Below are 18,534 nucleotides of genomic sequence, written 5' to 3'. Positions count from 1 at the left end.
GAGGGCCCTTGTCGGGCCCAGTAAAAAACAAATGCCAAGTTCCGGAAAGTCAAAATGATAGTAAGCAAATCAGCTATTCATGAAACGTAAACTCATCAAACGCTTTTCTTATGGGCTGTTAATTTTGCTTGCAATAAGTTGTTTGATAATGCTCATACCAAGAGCTTATGATGCGTTGTTGCCTGAAAAGCCTCCTCTTGGATATCACTTCCTTGCAACCTCCTATCTGGCTATAATGATTGGCCTCGAGGATTTGATTGAAAGGACCCCTGTTGTGCCCGAAGATATAGATCATATTAAAAACATAGATTATAAAAATATTAATGGCGAGTCTCTTCAGTTAGATTTCTGCAAACCCAAAAAACTGGATAGGTCCGCACCTCTCGTAGTTTTCTTACATGGAGGTGGTTGGAAGAAGGGTAACCGGGCCGACATGCTGCCCCTGATGATTGACTTTACTAAAGAGGGATACATTACCGCTACTGTTTCCTATCGGTTCGGCCCATACCCACAATGTGTTGAAGATATTTCGGATGTAGTCAACTGGTTTTACAACCACGGAGACGAATATGGCTATGATCCCGATCGTATTGCATTGGTTGGAGCATCCGCAGGAGCACATTTAGCTATGATGGCCGGCTACGGTTGGAAAGAAAAAAAGCGGGGTAATGAAAGCCCGGACACGGTTGCCAACAAGCATCACATAAAAGCGATTGTTAATTTTTTTGGCCCCGTTGATCTGACTACAGACTTTGGCAGGAATCACCCCACAGCAATTTCCTTCATTGGTAAAACGTATGCTGAAGCTCCAGAACTTTACCTGGAAGCTTCTCCTCTGCAATACATAGATAAAAACTCTCCACCAACCATGACTATTCAGGGAACCTCAGATGAACTGGTACCTAACAGTCAGGCGGATCAGCTAAAAGAACGATTGGATAGTCTGGGAGTTCCTTGTGTTGACTATCGTTTCCCATTGTGGCCGCACGCCATGATCCTGGTGCAGCGGGTGTATGACTATTCCATTCCAAAGATGAATGGATTTTTTGACCAGTATCTTAAGCAATAAACGAATGACTCTATTCAATCAAATAACGAAAGGTGCGTTCCATTTTGCCGTGCTTAGCATGGTTACGTTGGCGTCAATTCTATTGGCGCCGCCAGTGTTGGCGCAATCGGATAAAACGAATAAGGAAAATAAAACCCAGGCCGAGAAACTGAATTTTCCGAAAGGGAAGAAAGTACTACTTCTCCATATGGACGATATCGGTATGTGCCCGGAAGCCAACGCAGCCGCCATACGCTATATAGAAAACAAGAACATAATGTCGGCAGCCGTGATGATGCCCTGTCCGAATGCTGTGGAATTTATTGAGTGGGCAAAAACTCATCCGGAAGCTGAGATTGGTCTGCATCTTACCTTAACCAGTGAGTGGCAAACGTACCGTTGGCCTCCTGTAACCGATGCTGCAAAAGTGCCCGGCCTAATAGATCCAGATGGAAAACTATGGCACGAAGTACCCGATGTGGTAGTTCACGCATCAGCACAAGAGGTGGAAACAGAAATTCGCGCACAGATTGAAAAATGCCTGGCCCTTGGATACAGGCCTACTCACATAGATACACACATGGGCACCCTGTATGGTTCTGTAGAATACACCAAAGCCTTTTATAAGATTGCGGAGGAATATAATATTCCAGCGAATGCTACCTCCATGTCTGATCCCGATGTGGTAAGTCGATTTAGACGAATGGGCTTTCCATTTGATGAAGAAATGATGAGCGTCTCAGCCAAATACCGGTTGCCTAAATTGGACAATTTCACCAGTGTAGAAACTGGCGCTACGTACGAACAAAAGCGCGACAAATTCCTGACCATGATAAAATCTTTAAAGCCGGGACTAACGGAGATTATTTTTCACCCTTCGGTGCAAACCGATAATCTAAAATCTATCACAGGCTCGTGGCAGCAAAGAGTCTGGGAAGCAGAATTATTTTCCGATCCAATAGTTACAGCATTCTTTCAGAAGGAAGGTATCATTATTACCAACTGGAAAGAGATCATGAAAAGATTTGAAACGAAGATCAAGAAATGAAGCGCGTTATTCTATACCTGAAACGAGCCGGAATCATTTTGGGCGTTTTCCTGCTCATCATCTTTTTGGTTTTATACTTCAGTACTTCATTTGTTGAAAGAGAAACCTATTTTAATGAAAGGTACTATAATGAAACGATCGCCAGGCTTGATACGATAAAAAAATCCATGGTCGTTACCACGGATTCGATTCATGCCGGCTTTGCGAAAGTCAGCATTACGCCCGTACTCAATGAAGCTGAAGACAACTACGCTGAAGGCAAATTCACTCAGCTTCCATTGGCCGGATTTGGCGGGCGAAAAGGCAAATCAGCTACCGGTATTCACGATAGTATTTTTGTTAAGGCCGCTGCCATCAAAGTGGGCCGTCAAACGATTGTGTTGGTAGCATCCGATTTACTCATCATGCCACCCAATGTTGTTGATTCTGTAACTTTAATACTTTCGAAAAAGGGAATTACGCGCGAGCAGATATTCTATTCGGCAACGCACACGCATTCCAGCGTTGGAGCCTGGGGTCCCGGCTTTATTGGAGAACAGTTTTCAGGAGAAGAAAATAACCTCGTAGAGAAATGGCTGGCTCTTCAAATTTCAAAAGTGATTACATCCGCCATTGCTGACCTATCTCCCGCACGAATCGGCACCGGAAATTTTGCTGTAGAACAATACACGCGTAATCGTCTGATCGGTGAGTCTGGCAATAAAAATAATGACTTTAGTTTCATTACCCTCCAGCAAATTGGAAAGAAGAAGGCGGTTATTGGTTCCTATTCCGCACACGCCACCACCATGGGATCAGACAATATGCAAATCAGTGCAGACTATCCGGGGTATTGGGAGCGGAAAGTGGAAGAAACATCAGCTGATTATGCACTGTTCTTTGCCGGTTCGGTGGGCAGTCAAAGTCCAACAGGTAAGGGTGATGGATTTGACAGACCTAAATTTATAGGAGAAGCCCTGGCCGACAGTCTTAGCGAACACCTGCCTGGCATAGTCTTAAAAGATACGGTAAAGTTTTCTGCGCTCTCATTGAGAATAGATTTGCCAGAATATCACATCAGGTTGACAACAGAAACTAATCTCGCTACTCCATTGAGTAATTCATTATTACCTAATTCAGGAAATGTGTATTTGCAGGCCGTACGAATGGGAAACATGATATGGATTACAACTCCCTGCGACTTCAGTGGCGAGTTTGCACTCCAGTTAAAAAACTCACTTTCTGCCTATGGTTATCAGGCAAATGTGACCAGTTTTAATGGTGGGTATATAGGATATATCGTCCCTGGCAGATATTTCTACCTGGATGAGTATGAACCTAAACTCATGGGCTGGTTCGGTCCAAACATGGGGGAATATACAATGGACCTGATCCGACAACTTTCGAGAGTCATTACGAATACGGACAACATTTAAGCGTATCAAACTAATGATAATGTATTGACTGAGTATCCTTACAAAATGAACAAAAGACTTATGTCGCAAACGCGCTGGACAGTTGATATCCGCAACGCATTATGATAAAAAAGATACTGAAATACTTTTCGCTTTCTGTATTAGGTTTGCTATTGCTGTTGTTTCTGGTTCTATTTTCACCCGGGTTGTGGAACAGGTGGGTCGTGTATCCAAAACTTGAAAAACAAATAAAGGCCTTCCAGTCTCTTAGAAAAGAACCAGAATCGTTAACCGAACTTAATATTTATCGCGGCGCCCTTCATTCTCATAGTTTTTGGTCACATGATAGCGAGGGAACTCTATCGGACATTATTCCGGCAGCAAAAAAAGTGGGGATTGATTTTATATTCCTCACCGATCATGCACACAGTAACAGTGATACAATTCCGCGCGGCTATCAGGGTTACTATGATGGTGTGCTGATTGAGCCAGGCACGGAAAGGCAAGGCTTTTGCACGTGGCCACTTCGTTCTACCGTAATTGATTGGAGCTTAGATAAAGACACGGTTGCTAAAAATATAGTCTCGGATGGGGGAATAATTTTTTACGCCCATAGCGAAGAAGATCATAATTGGCGCAATCCCTACTACCAGGGAATGGAAATTTATAGCATTCATACCGATATAAAAGATGAATCATTACTTCCTCTCATCGGTAACTTTATCGCAAGTGGTGCAAAAAACAGAGAATGGTCGATGCGCGAATCGTTTGATGAACAAACTTCCATTCTTGCGCACTGGGATTCACTGAACCAATGGAGAACAATTGTAGGCTTTTCTGCTGTCGACGCGCACGAGAATCAGAATTTCAGAGCTCGTTACCTCCAAGATGGACGAGTCGAATGGGTAGGCCCAAATGCAAAACCGATTGATACGGTTGAGACTTCCATTTTGAATCGCTGGCTATTTCACGAGCCGGATGAAAATGGCTGGATATTCAAGTTTATGATTGATACTTACGAAGGGAGTTTCAATAATGTCACCAACTATGTATTTGCTGACACGCTGTCGGTGCCTTCCATCAGCAATCACCTGAAGAAAGGAAATCTTTTCATCGCTTTTAAGAGTCTTGGTGATGCAAAAGGATTTATGTTCTGTTCGAAGAATAATGAAGGAAAAGTTAGTGGCATTCTCGGAGATTCGGTCGAATTAAATCGGGTAAAATCCTTTCAGGTTGTCTCTCCGTTGCCGGGCCAGTTCAGACTTATTTATAACGGAAAGGTTGTTGACACTTCTTCCGAAGGACAATACGAATATCAATGGTCTGAACAAATCAGGAAAGGTGTGTACAGGATTGAAATGCACATTAAACTGAACGACGAATTTGTTCCCTGGGTCTATTCGAATCCGATACATGTATTCTGATAAGCCAGTGGTTTTTTGATCTTACGAATACTATGGTGATTAAGAAAATATATTTCCTGTTTTTATTCACAAGCATTCTTTCATGTAAACGCTCCAGCGAAGCAACCCGACCAGACACCAGTAAAGAAGATGGAGCCCAGCTGGCTGCCCGATACTGTACCAGCTGCCATGCCTTTGTCCCGCCAGAGAAACTGACAAAATCATCATGGAAAGAAGATGTGCTGCCCACCATGGGAAATAGAATGGGAATCTATAAAAACAATAAACGCCCCGAAGACCTGTTTGAGCCTGGTGAAGGCGGTCAGGTTGTAAAAGCGGCGAATATCTTTCCATCTACTCCAAGTATATCAAACGAGGAATGGGAGCGCATTGTTGATTATTATATCTCCAGAGCGCCTGCCTCAATACCCGCCAGTAGAAGTGCGTCCATTCCTGTTGGACTCGCCAATTTTGAATACAAACCCTACCGGCTACCGTCCCCAATGCCTTTAACATCTTTTGTCACCATCTTACCGGAGACATCTCAAATCGCGTTCGGCACGACCTATGGACGCTCATATACGTTGAATATTCTAAACGCAGACTTAAAAAATGTGCAGTCATACAAGATGACCGCGCTGCCTATTCAATTCACAAAACTTAATGATGAATCGTACTCCCTTACCACTATCGGGAAGGGCTCATTCCCAACGGATGCAAGAGATGGATGGGTAAGTCACTTGCATTTGCGGGATCTTAACAATCTTTCAACTGAAACCAACTTTGTTTTAGACAAACTCAAAAGACCTGTTAATATAGTTTACAAGGATCTGAATGGCGACGGGCTTGACGATATCGTGGCCTGCGAGTTTGGTTCATATACTGGAACACTGGGCTGGTATGAAAACAAGAAAGACAAATACGAGTTTCATCCGTTAGTCGGAAAGCCAGGTGCAACTAAAGTTGTGATAGACGATGTCGATGCTGACGGCAAGCCCGATATTCTAGCATTGATGGCGCAAGCAGATGAAGGAATATTTTACCTCCATAACAATGGAAAAGGATTTGACCCGGCACGATCGATATTGAGTTTTTCACCATTATATGGATCAACATTCTTTGATTACATCGACTTCAATAACGACGGAGTTAAGGATATCATTTATACATGCGGAGACAATGCCGATTACACACCCTTCTTAAAAGAATATCATGGCATTTATATATTTCTGGGACAGCCTGACTTTACTTTTAAGCAACATTTTTTTCACCAATTAAATGGGGCTTACAAGGCAATAGCCAGAGATTACGACCAGGATGGTGATCTTGATATTGCGGCCATATCCTATTTTCCCGACTATGCGAACGCTCAGGAAGAAGGGTTCGTCTATTTACAAAACCAGGGTAATATGAGATTTAATGCTTCAACTTTCGCTGCGGTAGGAATAGGCAGATGGATTGCCATGGACGCCAATGATTATGATAAAGATGGAGACGTGGATATTGTGATAGGATCTAACGTCAGCATATTACCTATGGGCGATGTAACGGGTATAAACAAGCGATGGTTGAAAGAAGCCGTTTCGCTGGTCGTTTTGGAAAACAAAGTCAAGCAAAAACGATAAGTGCACGGAAACAATTCAGACTGAAATCTTAACCAAACAGCTCGTGCGTTCTTTTCAAAGGACGCCTTCCACAAAGAATGACCATGATTTCGTTGGTAGCATGGGGCTGCACAACAAATATGGAACCGAATAATTTGAAAGTTCTTCACTAACAGCCGGTTAAATAACATTCCAAGCTTTGCGCAAAAAGACGCTTTTTTGACGCAAATACTGGCTGATATCAATGGAAATAGAAATATTTTCAAACTCAAAGAGAAAATCCTTTAAGACCCAACAATCTCTACGGAATACATGGCTTCAGTCTGGCGGATTTATCAGGCAGATTATTAAGCCTGAACTCCGATGGATCAGCATAGATCACAATAACACAATATTTGAATACTATGCAGCGGAAAAATATTCAATACCTTTTGCAGCACGACAGCGGAAGGGGTTCCCCCGAGCATAGATAGAGTTGAAACTCCATCGAACGGCAAAGAGCAACAGAGATTAAAATGATACCTCGTAAAATTTCACCCATCAAATTATAGCTTATAATTAAACCACTAAGAAATGAAGATTCTATACAAAAGATTTTATACGGCCATCATGCTAGCCGTGATTCTGTTAGCGTGCTCGGATGATGATGGTGTCTCGGAATTCCCAACATCGGTTGAACTTTCTTATAGCGTAGCTGGAAAGCAGGCAGCATTCACCGCGTTGTCGCACAGTGTGGATACGTACTCATGGGATTTTGGGGACGGGAAAACGAGTACAGAGAAAGATCCCGTGCACGTGTACGCAAGCGGAGGCTATTATACAGTGACTTTGAGTGTGACCGGCAAAACCGGAACTGATCAGAAGACCGCTCAGTTGGCAGTCGATGTGACCCCCTACATATTACTAACTGGCGGGCCTACGGCTGCGAGCGGAAAGACCTGGAAAATTGACAGTTCGCATCCAAGTGGCGACAAGTTTGCGCTCGCGGATGCTGATTTCACATCTGTTCAGCCGCTTAGCACCGGAGTCTTTAGCAGCATTGGATATCCCGAAGCCTATGATGATACGTTCACTTTCTATTTCGATGGCAAATACGCAGCTGACGCCAACGGCGCTCCCAGCGGCGATAACAAAGCCTTTGGAGGCTACGTGAACGCTCTGGCAACAGGTAAATCCGGCGTAAAGGCGATTAAGGGCGTATCGGATGTGTACGACTTATGTACAGTCAACTACACTTCGGACGCGACCGCTACCTTCACCTACACTGAGGAAGAAGATTTCGCGGTGCCGTCCGTTGCAGGCGTGACTTACTCCGGCGTAAGTACTCTCGCATTTACCGGAGGGGGATATGTCGGCTTTCTGGATGCTCAGACCAAAGTAATCCTGCAAAGCATCTCAGATAAAAGCATGCGTGTGGTTATCTTCATAGCTGCCGTTCCTGGCAAGTACCCCATGGCTTCGCACGCGCTTGTGATGACGTTTAAAGCAGTCTAAGACTGTCTACTGAAAAGATTGAATAGACTAATGAATTTATTAACCTTTATGAAAAGACTCTACGAAAGATTAACGCGAACAAGTTTGGTTTTCGTTTTTCTGGTGATGTTCTCGAGCGCCTTTGCGCAGGAGCGAATTGTTACCGGAACAGTAATCGATGCCGACAATTTGGCTGTTCCCGGTGTGAACATTGTTAAGAAAGGAACTACGACTGGTACCACTAGTGATAGTGAAGGAAAGTTCTCTATTTCTGCTGGCGAGAATGACGTGCTTATATTTTCATTCATCGGTTCCGAAACACAGGAAATAACGGTAGGAACGAGAACTACCATCGATGTATCCATGGTGGCCGATGCAACTCAGCTCGGAGAAGTAGTGGTTACTGCCCTGGGTATCGAACGGGATGAAAAATCGCTTGGTTATGCTGTGTCAAAAGTGAAGGGCGCAGAATTCACCAAAGTGGCTCGGGAAAACTTCCTGACTTCCATGCAGGGAAAAGTAGCTGGCGTTACGATAAACGAGACGGGAGGCGCCGGTTCAACGGTAAGTGTGATTATCCGCGGCGCAAAATCGCTGAGCAACGATAACCAACCCTTATACGTGGTTGATGGTGTGCCCCTCTTCAACAGCGCTAATAACGTAAGCGGCTTTGGTAGCGGTAACAACACGGTCGATTATGGAAATGCCATTTCTGATATTGATCCGGAAAGCATTGAAAGCGTATCGGTGCTGAAAGGTGCGAGTGCTACTGCGCTTTACGGTTCACGTGCATCGAATGGTGTGATACTCATCACTACCAAAAAAGCCAAAGCGGGTTCGGGTCTCAAAGTATCCTTATCAACCAACAATAGTTTTGACTTACCTCAACGTTACTTAGGTGTACAACACAAGTACGGTGGTTATATCATTACGACACCAGAGCAAAATGGCAGTACGGTATTTCCTGCTCTGATATCACCTTTCGGTGTTGGTGCAGAATTGAACAAAGGCTACTGGGCGGCGCAATGGAATTCGCCTTTGGATGCCAACGGCCAACCTATTCCTACAGAGTTGAAATCGTATCCCAACAACGTAAAAAATTTCCTCAACGACTACGCTGTCACGAGCACCAACTCCGCACAGGTTTCCAGTGGTGGAAAGTATTTGAACCTTCGTCTGGGCCTGACCAACATGACCAACAAAGGTTTGATTCCCAATTCTGATATCAACAGAAACAACCTCTCGTTGTCGGCATCAGCAAAGGCAACCGAAAAGTTTACGGTGAGCACCGATATCAACTATGCAAACAGCTGGTCTAAAAACAGGCCTTCCGGCGACCGGGGAACAAACCCGCTGCAATGGGCTTATTACACGCCTGTTTATGTTAACATCATGGACCTGAAAGACTATGACATCGGTCAGGGAAATACTATTAAAAACGTGGTGCCTGGCGATAGCGACAATCCCTGGATGTTGGCCAATGATGTAAATAACGGTTTTAACCGCAATCAGCTTTACGGCAATGTGATGGCCACATATGAGTTTACTCCAAAAATCTCTCTTATGGGGCGGATGATGATCGATAAAGTGGACGAAGTAAGGGAATCAAAAATTGGATTGGGCTATTCGCAGGAACCGCATAATGGAGCCTACGGCATCAGCAACAGCAACAGCTTTGAACGTAATACGGATGCCTTACTTTCCTACAGAGACACCTTTGGTGATTTTTCAGTGAATGTTTCAGTGGGGGGCAACGTTCGTTATAGCAAATCGTCGAACGTTAGCAACTCATCAAAGCCTGGTTCGGGGTTGATAATCCCTAATCTTTACACCTTAAGCAATATTGCCAACACATCATTGAACTACTCTTCTGCCAGCTATGAAAAAGGCGTCAACAGCGTTTATGGTACGGCCAACCTGGCATGGAAAGAATCGATCTATCTTGACTTGACTGGACGTAACGACTGGAGCAGTACATTGCCAGCATCCAGCCGTTCATTCTTCTATCCGTCTGCTTCATTGAGTGTTTTGATCAATGAATTTGTGAACATTAATCACGTCGACTTACTAAAAGTAAGGGCAGGTGTAGCACGCACGGGATACGATACCAACCCCTACAACCTGCTCCAGGTTTATACCAACGCAGGCCAGTGGGGCGAAGCCCTCATGTTGGCTAAGCAAAGTGGATTGCTCAACCCTAACTTGTTGCCGGAGCAAATTACTTCGCAGGAATATGGTGTGGAAGCCAGGTTATTTAACAACCGCATTCGTTTTGACGGAACCGTTTACAACATGGATGACAAAAACCAAATCTTCCAGGTTCCGATTGCTCAGTCCTCAGGGTTTGGAAGTGTTAATATCAATGCAGGTTTGCTCCAAAGCCGGGGCGTTGAAATTGTGATTGGCGGCACCCCTATTCAAACTAACAACTGGACATGGGATCTTAACCTGAACTTTACCAAAAACGAAACTAAGGTATTGGAGCTGGCGGAAAACATTGACTATGTTCAACCCTGGAGCCAGGCCAACGTAGCGAACAGAGGATATGTAAAAGGAGCTACTTTACCGGATGGTACCATTGCCGACGGGTTGACAGGTAATTTATACACACGCAAAACGCTTAGGGTTACTGACAAAGAATCACCTTACTATAATTACCCGATTATTCCTGGAAATCCATTAACAGGAAGTTTTGATGATGATCCTGAGTTGACCAACTCCAACATCTATTCTAAGGTTGGAAACTACAATCCTAAGTTCATCATGGGGTTGCAGACCACTCTTACCTGGAAAAACTTCTCACTCAGCGCAACCTTCGATTGGCGTCATGGCGGGCAATTCGTATCACAGACGTCACGCTACCTGAATGATGACATGCTTACTGAATGGTGGGCTAGCAAGGTAGTCACTCCAGGCGTATCGGGTGGTGAAGCAAGTCAGGAACTTCGCGATTGGGTAGTAGCGAATGCGAACACTTTAATTTATCCAGAACGCGTTTATCCTATTGGTGGCCCTACACCTGAAACGGGAGGCTTTCCGGAAAGTGATGTAATGGCATTCCCCGGCAATAAGGATGGCGTTTTCTTCCCTGGCGTGTTCGGTGAAACGGACGAGGATGGACATTTTACTTTGTACCAGGAAAACCTCGGAAACCCGGGAACCATTTTTGAACCATGGGGTTCCAGCAATCCATGGGCTGTAGGTACGTACGCGGTTTATGATGCCGATTATATTAAGCTTCGTGAAATTTCACTGAGCTACAACATTCCAACAGCTTTGACAAAGAAGCTGAAGATGGAGAATGCCTACATCGGGGTTTACAGCCGAAACATCATGTTATGGACAGCGAGTGGATTTGGCGTCGATCCTGAACGTGCATTCCAGCCTTCAGGTAATGGATTATATCAAGGCGTAGAACGTTATAACGTTTCTCCGTGGATGGTCCCTGTAGGTTTTAAACTGGGTGTTACATTCTAAAATCAGATGCGAGTATGAAAAAGATGAATCATAAATTAATGGCCTTATCGCTGAAATTGATGGCCTTATCGCTGGTCATTCTGATGGCGGCTGGCGCATGCAAGGATTTGGATGAGTTGAACATAAACCCCAATGCGCCCTCTCCGGAGTCAACAGACCTTAACCTGTTGCTTCCCACCGTGATCACAGGTTTGGGAACGCAGGTGGTTAACCTTGGTTTCGGAGATGTTGCCGGAGTAGTACAACACACGCAGAAGACGGGTTGGTCGAGTAGCCACAACAACTACGATTGGAGCTCACCCGGCCAGGGATGGTCAGATTACTATGGCGTTCTACGCAATGCCGACGAGTTGTATAAGAAGGCACAGAAAGGAGGCTACGTATATCACGAAGGAGTGGCCATGATTTTGAAAGCCTACACTTTTGGATTAATTGCCGACTTGTGGGGCGACGCTCCATATAGTGAGGCTCTGCGTGCAGAAGAAGGTGCAGCGTATTTCAAACCTGCATTTGACTCACAACAGACCATTTACCACGGTATTCTTGCCGATCTTGAAACCGCCAACTCACTTTTATCTCAAGAAGGTGAAAAACCCCTCAATGCAACGCAAGATGTGCTCTTCGAGGGTGATTTGACCAAATGGAGAAAGTTTGCTAATTCTTTGGCGCTACGTTACTACATGCGTTTGCAAGCCAAAGAAACTGATTTTGCAAAATCAGGTATTCTCAAAATCGTAAATGACCCAGGTACGTTTCCCCTGATTACCACTGCCGATGACGATGCCAACGTGGGCTATCCTGGAACAGCAAATACTACGATCCCAAGTGGCGGCATACCTGCATCCTGGCCTACGAATACAGTGTACAACATTTCACCCGATGGTGAATACATGCGCAGAAAACCCTGCTCTACGTTGGTTAACGTGCTCAAAGATTTGAACGATCCCCGTATTGCCGTCTGGTTTGATAAAGTGGAACTGCCGCTGGTCCTTGTAGGTGGCACAGACGTAAGTCATATCAGTGCCGATGGTAAAACATGGGAAGTTTCTGCTGATGTGGTAAAAACCTATGAAGACACCTATAATACCCCAATAGATTATAGCACCGACTACATTGGTATTCCTCCAGCAATAGGGGGAGCGTTGTTCTACAATCTTCAATTGGAAGGCAACGCCGCCGGACAAGGCCGCTACAACTCACATATATCGCAATTGAACACCATGTACGAGGATGCTACGGGTGATTTGCTGCAGATGCGGCTTTCATCAGCTGCCGAAGTAAATTTCATTTTGGCCGAAGCAGCTTCTTACGGCTGGATTGGAGGAGCATCAACTTATTATGCCAACGGAGTTCATGAATCACTCAACGCCTGGGGCGTGGGTGATGAATTTGACACTTACATTGCTGGGGTGCCATATAATGGACTTGAAAGCATCATTCAGCAAAAATGGATAGCCAGCTGGAGCGCTGCAACCGAAGCGTGGTTTGATTGGCGCAGAACCGGCCTGCCGAAACTGGAAGCCGGCCCTTCGGGCGCCCGGTCTAAGTTGCCAATTCGCTTCTATTACAGCCTGGACGATGACATAAACACGAACACAGAGCATGCCAATGAGGCAATCTCTAAACTTGTGCCTACATCATATAAGGGTAGTGATCCAACCAACAATAGCGCATGGTCAAAAACCTGGCTGTTGGATGGCACTGGACTGCCGTATAATTGACGAGCCCTGAAAGAAAAAGAGTGTGAGTGTGAGAGCGAAAGCGATCATGCTCACACTTTTTTTTGTTCTCAAACTGCTGGTAACTTCCTAGTCGGCATTGTTCCATTTCAAAGGCACATTCGCCACGGACGTATGAACCTTTGTGTTCAACATTGTTGTGAAGGAAGTATCATCAAGAATCGTGCGTTGTGATTTTAATGCAGGCCATAGATTCTTAAGTGCGACCACACCGGCTTCATTGTAAATACTGGCAGCGGCCATATGCCATCGGCATTGATACCATCCATAGTTCCGGGGGAATTTTTGAGCAATTTCATTGTAATGTAATTCCAGATCTTCGAGGGAAGTATACTTCAACATTGTGCGATTGGTAGTGGCCACAACCATCTCAGGAAAGAGTGTTAATGCAGGCAAAAGTCCCGGCTCCACCTCAGCGATGTAGGTATGGAGAAGTATGTTTGCAAATAATTCACCCATCCATTTTCGCTGCATCACCAGGCTGTCCTGTATATGAAATGCGTGGCCCAGTTCATGGATCGCAAGCAGGTCGAAGAATGGTTCCATAGTTAAACCGCCTTTTCCATTTGAGTACGTTTCAGAGACCATCTTTGAAAATGCTGCGGGCATTTTATCAGTTGGTGGTATGAAGCTTCTCCAAAACTCATTGTCTTCGGCAGCAACAAAAAGTGTCTGACTTCCACCGTAGTGCGGCATGCCGTATACTGCGCCCGTTGTATAGGTCTTCCAATCATCTGGTGACAGTACGAGCAATTTCACTACCGGAGAAAACCCAATCAGCTTGTTATAAAACGAGATCACCTGATCAAGTTGCTTTGCCATGCGCCGGGCTTTAACTTCTGCTCCTGTGCTATAATAAACTTCAGGTGTATGACCTTTCAGGCTATTCAGGTTAGCATAAGATTGAGCCATCAGATCCGAGTATCCCAGGATGAGGAACAGAATGATCAGCCAATGAAAATAATCACGAGCATTCTGTCTGCCAAAGTAGTTTGATACCTGAATGCTGTAAGATGGCGTGTGAAGTTTCAACGATTCAGTTAAGACCGATTCAGTTAAGACCGATTCAGTTATTAGCGTATCCATGTCGTTCCTTTTAAATAAAGGTATGTCGCTCCGGATCCTACCTTATAGTAAAAATTGGACATCAATACGGTAAGTCCTTCTGCATTCTGAGAGGTGTGGAGCCTAGTTCCTGTTCTATGATCGATGGATTTACGCCTGCAAAGTCTTTGAAGTCGCGGATCATGTGCATCTGATCAAAGTAACCCGCCTCATAAGCAATGCTGATCCAGTTGAGATGAGGATAGGTTTCGCGCAGCCGGTATGCTTTTGAAAATCGAAGGATACGCGAGTACATTTTGGGATTCATCCCAATCCGTTCCCGGCATTTTCTTTCAAATTGTTTTATACTCAGACAGGCAAGCGATGCCGTTTCTTCTATGGACAGGAGTCCGTTGTGTTTTAGCAGCACTCGCATCGCTGAATCAAACGGGAGTGCAGGTTTCAATTTGGCAGCTTTAGCAATAAGAAACTTTTCGACGACGCCCTTTCCGGCTTCAAGGCTTTCAAGATTCCGGAGATGTTCATTAAGTGACTTCAATTCAGTTCCGAAAAAGTCAATAGCGTCGAATCCAGCATCGGACAGTTCAAGCATTGGCATTCCCAATAGCCTGTACATGCCGCCGGGATGAAAATCTACTCTGATCGCGCGGAGGTGGTTGGTGACCCTGATATTAACTCTGGAGAGCTGCGGTCCGATCAATACTGAATGTGGTTGCCTGCTGAATCGTCGGTCTTTCATATTTGCCATGTCTACCTGATGATCGCAGTAAAAGATCATCGACTGAAATGGCGTAGGTGGATAGGGAGTTACTACGTCTTTAATGCCCTCTGGCAACACAGCATCTACAGTTGATATGTTCATCACATACTGTTGCAGTGCGCCAGCTGGCACGTATATCTTTACATCCATGAAGGCAAGTTGGGATCGGATTGCAAATGAAGATACGACATTTTTCCAGCATGTTTAGCCGGCCAGACGACAAGCCGATTTTTGCCAGAGAGCAGGGACTAGCACCCAGTCATCACAAAAGAGTATGAACTGCGTTTTCAAAGAAATATAATCACGTATCCGCGAACTGTCGGAGATATCATCGCGTACGCGCAATTTACCGGAAGACAATTTTAAGCTACTGCTATGAAGCCCTTATTAAAAATCACGCTATCAGTTCTCTTCGCTGCCGCGCTCGTTGCAACGCTATCGTCAGCCCTAATGTTATCCGGGGAGACATCAGCCGATGTTAATGCCGCGAAAGTAAAGCGGTACCTGTACGTAGCTACTCCTGGCATCCGGGATTATCTTGAGTACGGCGGCCATGGAATTCTTGTTTATGACATTGCCGACAAGTACAAGCTGGTGAAACGCATCAGCACGGGTGGGCTAAAGGCAAATGGAACGCCATCGAATGTGAAGGGTGTGGCAGTGAGTCTTGCTACAAATAGTATTTATGTCACTACGCTTGAAGCACTTCAGCGCATCGATCTGGCTACCGAGAAGATTGTATGGGAGAAAAAGTATGAGGGCGGTTGCGACAGGCTTTCTATTTCGCCCGATGGCAAAGTGATTTACCTGCCCACGCTGGAGAAAGAAAACTGGAATGTTGTAGACGCAGTATCAGGAGATGTGATTAAGCAGATATTCACAAACTCCGGGGCACACAATACTCTTTATGGAGGTGATGGCAACTATGTTTACATGGCGGGGCTGCGTACCAATACGCTTGGTGTGTCCGATGCGCGAACACATACCATGATCAAACAAGTTGGACCATTTGAAAAGCCGGTGCGTCCATTCACGATCAACGGTTCTCAAACACTTTGCTACGTTAACGTCAATGGATTGCTGGGGTTTGAAATTGGGGATCTGAAGACGGGAGAAAAACTTCATCATGTTGAAGTAATCGGATTTCAGCAAGGACCTGTAAAGCGTCACGGCTGCCCGAGTCATGGTATTGGTCTTACACCAGACGAAAAGGAAGTTTGGATCTGTGATGCCTTCAATCAGCGAATGCATATTTTCGATAACACCGTGATGCCTCCCAAACAATTAGCGAGCGTTGAGGTGAGAGACCAGCCCGGATGGATTACGTTTAGTCTTGATGGAAAGCATGCATATCCATCTACTGGCGAAATATTTGATCTCAAGACGAGGAAAATTGTAGCTACGCTCAAGGATGAAAAGGGAGGTGTTGTGATGAGTGAAAAAGTTGTTGAGATACACATGGATGGCACTAAGGCGGTGAAGGCAGGAGATCAGTTTGGAATTGGGCGGGTTTCGGGAATTGAATAGAGTAAGCATCATCATCAGGAGCTGCGCCGGTTTTAAAAAATTTCTATAAGGAGACCGTTACTTTTTTTCGAGAAGTCCGTTACACTCACATAGGGCCACATTGCGCTATGTTACTGGCTATTGTGATAAAGAAGCGCACGTGTGGATCAGCGTGATTTTGGCCACAAAAGTTGAAGGGGCACCCATTTTCCAGCTCAATTTCGCAACATCTGAAGCCATCAACCTAATTTCCAGCCTGATTTCCCATCATTTAAGGATTTTTGACCTACAGTGAACCTTCTATGAACCTTTTGTGAACCTATGGTGGATGGGCTAAGTGCACTTACAGAGCGAATGCAGAGCAATGGCAAGTCGAGTTAATCAAGTAGCGGATTCACTCGAGGATTAATATGATTTATCTAATGAATATACATGGCACGAGCGAAAAATAATGTCGTTTTAAAAGGCACATCCGGGCAGATCGGTATGAACATTGTTGTCAAGGACTACAAGGATGGCAGACAAGTGATCGCTAACATGCCCACAAAGCGGAAGAAAACGTCCGCGAAGCAAAAGGCGAACGAGGACAATTTTACAGACGCCAACTCTTATGCCAAGCATCAGATGGCTATTCCCACTATTGCTGACCAATATAACAGGCGTGCAAAAGGCACTACAAGGCATGGCTACAACCTGGCTGTACGCGACTACAGTCATCCACCGAAGATCCATGGTATAGAAGCAGAAGAATATAAGGGGCAGCCAGGAGCTTTGATTAGAGTTCGGGCAACGGACGACTTCAAAGTTGTTTCGGTAACTGTTACAATCACCGTTGGCACGAAGGTGATTGAGAAAGGAGAAGCCACTCCACGGGGGAAAAGAGGTTTATGGCGATATACAACTACCTCTAGGAATACAAGACTTAAGGGAAGCGTAATTACAGCAGTGGCCCACGACATGCCTCAACATAAAGCGACCGCCTATTATTCGTGTAGCGACGGCGTTGTAACGTGGATTGAGTCTGCGAAAAGCTAAATCTTAGCTTCGGACTTCAACCATACGACGCGCTGCTGTGACTTATGCTCCTGCCCTATGATATCTTTATACAGCTGCGGCCTTCGCGCTTGTATGTATCGATGCCCGCCCGCCAATGTTAGTTTGTCCGGAGTAATCAGGGCAGTGCAAAATGAGTCATCGAATGAACGACATTCGGAAATCACATCACCAAAAGGATCGAGGATCATGGAACATCCGTTTTTCAGTTGGTCATCATCCATGCCTATGGGATTTGAGAAGACGGCATAGATAGCATTGTCGTACGCACGGGCCGGGAGCCATTTCATTAACCAGGCTCTCCCCTTCAGTCCGTCGAATTCAATGCGCAGTGAGGTAGGATCTGCTTCGCGGTTTTTCCAAAGGTCCGGGTCTACGAAGCCGGCACCGGGGCGTGTCGAAGGTGTGCACATCGTTACGTGAGGCATGAAGATGATCTGTGCGCCGAGTAGTGTTGTTGCCCTCACATTTTCGATGACGTTATTATCGTAGCAGATCAATATGCCACACTTCCAGCCTTTGATATCAAAAACACAATATTCACTCCCGGGAGTAAGATGCGGATTGATGAACGGATGGAGCTTGCGGTACTTGGCCACCAGTCCATTCTTATCAACGCAGACATAGGCCTTGTAAAGGAAGTTATCCTTGTCCTTTTCAAAAAGGCCGGCGAGCAAAACGATGTCGTAACGGGCCGCTATCTCTTTGAGGCGGCCAACGGTCGGGCCATCCGGAATCAGCTCGGCAACATCCAGCATTTGCTCTTTCGACAAGTGCCTGGCGAACGTATAGCCAGTCACCGAGCACTCATGGAAGGCTATTACATCAGAACCACTGGCAGCAGCTTCACGTGACAACTTTTCAATCACTGATAAGTTATAGTCTTTGTCACCGCTGCGATTTTCGAATTGTGCCGAAGATATCCTGAGAGGTTGCATCGTATTATCGTAAGCATCAAAGTTAC

At 45.2% G+C, this 18,534-nt stretch carries 13 protein-coding genes; 10 read left to right on the top strand and 3 right to left on the bottom strand.

Translation table 11 applies throughout. The annotated features are described in order from the left end of the window. Positions 1 to 79 precede the first annotated feature (79 nt). The 8 genes from WBG78_RS28330 to WBG78_RS28295 all read left to right on the top strand — a co-directional run bounded on the left by WBG78_RS28330 (position 80) and on the right by WBG78_RS28295 (position 13,168). The gene (locus WBG78_RS28330) at positions 80 to 1,069 is read left to right on the top strand and encodes an alpha/beta hydrolase (RefSeq protein WP_337329905.1); all 990 of its coding nucleotides are present in this window, start codon (positions 80 to 82) and stop codon (positions 1,067 to 1,069) included. Further along, the gene (locus WBG78_RS28325) at positions 1,038 to 2,096 is read left to right on the top strand and encodes a polysaccharide deacetylase family protein (protein ID WP_337329904.1); all 1,059 of its coding nucleotides are present in this window, start codon (positions 1,038 to 1,040) and stop codon (positions 2,094 to 2,096) included. Before WBG78_RS28330 ends, WBG78_RS28325 begins: the two co-directional genes overlap by 32 nt. Further along, positions 2,093 to 3,511, top strand: coding sequence for a neutral/alkaline non-lysosomal ceramidase N-terminal domain-containing protein (locus WBG78_RS28320; RefSeq protein WP_337329903.1), 1,419 nt, complete (start codon positions 2,093 to 2,095; stop codon positions 3,509 to 3,511). Before WBG78_RS28325 ends, WBG78_RS28320 begins: the two co-directional genes overlap by 4 nt. A gap of 101 nt (positions 3,512 to 3,612) precedes the next feature. After that, positions 3,613 to 4,914, top strand: a complete 1,302-nt coding sequence (locus tag WBG78_RS28315) for a hypothetical protein (protein WP_337329902.1) — start codon at positions 3,613 to 3,615, stop codon at positions 4,912 to 4,914. Positions 4,915 to 4,946: 32 nt separating this feature from the next. Beyond that, positions 4,947 to 6,518, top strand: a complete 1,572-nt coding sequence (locus WBG78_RS28310; RefSeq protein WP_337329901.1) for an FG-GAP repeat domain-containing protein — start codon at positions 4,947 to 4,949, stop codon at positions 6,516 to 6,518. Between the two features lie 552 nt (positions 6,519 to 7,070). Then, entirely contained in the window at positions 7,071 to 7,991 is a 921-nt protein-coding gene (locus tag WBG78_RS28305; protein ID WP_337329900.1) for a PKD domain-containing protein, read from the top strand. Between the two features lie 48 nt (positions 7,992 to 8,039). Further along, positions 8,040 to 11,447 (top strand): SusC/RagA family TonB-linked outer membrane protein, encoded by a 3,408-nt coding sequence (locus tag WBG78_RS28300; protein WP_337329899.1) that lies wholly within the window; start codon positions 8,040 to 8,042, stop codon positions 11,445 to 11,447. Positions 11,448 to 11,461: 14 nt separating this feature from the next. Then, entirely contained in the window at positions 11,462 to 13,168 is a 1,707-nt protein-coding gene (locus tag WBG78_RS28295) for a SusD/RagB family nutrient-binding outer membrane lipoprotein (protein WP_337329898.1), read from the top strand. A gap of 87 nt (positions 13,169 to 13,255) precedes the next feature. Here the strand turns inward: WBG78_RS28295 and WBG78_RS28290 are convergent, their stop codons facing one another. Together WBG78_RS28290 and WBG78_RS28285 are read right to left on the bottom strand one after the other, a co-directional pair. Continuing rightward, positions 13,256 to 14,272, bottom strand: a complete 1,017-nt coding sequence (locus WBG78_RS28290; RefSeq protein WP_337329897.1) for a hypothetical protein — start codon at positions 14,270 to 14,272, stop codon at positions 13,256 to 13,258. A gap of 61 nt (positions 14,273 to 14,333) precedes the next feature. Then, positions 14,334 to 15,161, bottom strand: coding sequence for a helix-turn-helix domain-containing protein (locus WBG78_RS28285; RefSeq protein ID WP_337329896.1), 828 nt, complete (start codon positions 15,159 to 15,161; stop codon positions 14,334 to 14,336). Between the two features lie 225 nt (positions 15,162 to 15,386). On the opposite strand from WBG78_RS28285, the gene WBG78_RS28280 reads away from it, so the two are divergent. Beyond that, positions 15,387 to 16,538: a YncE family protein gene (locus WBG78_RS28280; RefSeq protein WP_337329895.1), complete on the top strand. Its 1,152-nt coding sequence runs from the start codon at positions 15,387 to 15,389 to the stop codon at positions 16,536 to 16,538. A gap of 411 nt (positions 16,539 to 16,949) precedes the next feature. Continuing rightward, on the top strand, positions 16,950 to 17,552 hold the full coding sequence (locus tag WBG78_RS28275) for a hypothetical protein (protein WP_337329894.1): 603 nt from the start codon (positions 16,950 to 16,952) through the stop codon (positions 17,550 to 17,552). On the opposite strand, the gene WBG78_RS28270 is transcribed toward WBG78_RS28275, so the two are convergent. Next, entirely contained in the window at positions 17,549 to 18,508 is a 960-nt protein-coding gene (locus tag WBG78_RS28270; protein WP_337329893.1) for a nitrilase family protein, read from the bottom strand. The two genes, WBG78_RS28275 and WBG78_RS28270, sit on opposite strands and share 4 nt — an antisense overlap. Positions 18,509 to 18,534 lie beyond the last annotated feature (26 nt).

Origin of the sequence: Chryseolinea sp. T2 (genome assembly GCF_037203685.1) — a bacterium.
GTDB lineage: Bacteria > Bacteroidota > Bacteroidia > Cytophagales > Cyclobacteriaceae > Chryseolinea.
This window is presented reverse-complemented; position numbering and strand designations above follow the sequence as displayed.